This window comes from Carnobacterium sp. (genome assembly GCF_032094055.1).
Lineage (GTDB): Bacteria > Bacillota > Bacilli > Lactobacillales > Carnobacteriaceae > Carnobacterium_A.
Map to the genome: position 1 here is coordinate 23784 of NZ_DAMDAK010000033.1, position 1308 is coordinate 25091.

At 36.3% G+C, this 1308-nt stretch carries 2 protein-coding genes; both read left to right on the forward strand.

The genetic code is table 11. From position 1 onward, the window contains the following. Positions 1 to 449: transposase family protein (locus RT405_RS06820; protein WP_313468648.1), on the forward strand; the 449-nt coding region annotated here is incomplete at its 5' end. Positions 450 to 474: 25 nt separating this feature from the next. Continuing rightward, positions 475 to 1260: an ISL3 family transposase gene (locus RT405_RS06825; RefSeq protein ID WP_313468650.1), complete on the forward strand. Its 786-nt coding sequence runs from the start codon at positions 475 to 477 to the stop codon at positions 1258 to 1260. The last annotated feature ends 48 nt before the right edge of the window (positions 1261 to 1308 follow it).

Here is a 1308-nt window from a genome sequence, read left to right on the forward strand (position 1 = left end):
TTGAAGATAATTGCGTAGAATATACGCAATTCAAAGGAAGAAAATGCAAGTTTATTAAAGGCCGTTTGACCTACATTCCTCAGGAATGTATGAAATGCCATATACCGAATGAACAGTATACCGTCTATGGCAACGGAACTCAGGTCTCACGTATTACTTTACCAATGAGTGGAGTGCACCCTACTTATTTAGTGCTTAAAAAACAACGATTCAATTGTAAGAGTTGCGGTGCTTCTTTCACTGTAGAAACACCGATAGTAAAAGAAAATTGTTTTATCTCCAACTATGTAAAAGTACAAATTTTAGATAAATCATCCATGGCTCAATCGATTAAAGACATTTTAGTCCAAACGAGCGTTTCTTCAGCGACTACTCAACATGTGATAACTGAATACGTTAAACAGTATCAACCGCATTCTGCTTGGCTACCTAAACATTTTTTCCTTTGATGAGTTTAAGTACGCCAAAGGAACGATGGCTTTTGAATACATAGACGCTAAAGAAGGTAAAATCCTAGATATTTTACCTTCTCGAGATAGCCGAACAATAAAAAAACATTTTATTTCACGCTATAGCCTAAAGAGTAGAAATAAAGTAGAAACGGTTACTGTCGATATGAACGCGGGTTATGTCACGATCATTCCGATGCTCTTCCCCAATGCCAACATCATCTTTGATCGTTTCCATATTGTTCAGCTGATCAATCGTTCATTGAACCGTACTAGAATAACGGTCATGAATCGCCTTCACATCTCAAATGGAGAAGAGATGAAAAAATACCGTCGGTTAAAACGGTTCTGGAAAAAAATTCTAAAGAAAGAATCTGAATTGTCTTATACAACCTATAACTATTACACTATGTTTGGTTTACGTTTAGAATCGGCCATTGTAGACGAGCTGTTAAGCTATGATGTCACGTTGAGAGAAACTTATGAGATCTATCAAGCTCTTCTCAAAGCGATGGAGAAAAACGACTATCATGAGATGGCGAATCTTTTAGAGAAGGATCATCCACTGATTTCAAGGCCGATGAAGACCAATTTGAAAACATTGAGAACACATCTCAAGCACATAGAAAACATGTTTATCTACCCATATACAAATGGAAAAATCGAAGGAATCAATAATAAAATCAAAGTCCTTAACCGGGTAGCCTATGGCTACAGAAGCTTTATGAACTATAAAAACCGTATTCTTCTCCACTTTAATCAAAAACCACAAATTGAACAGAAAGAAAAAGCACTTCTCATGGCAGCTTAATGGATGCCTTGAAAAGTGCTCGAATCTTTTAATTAAATTGGTGGCTAA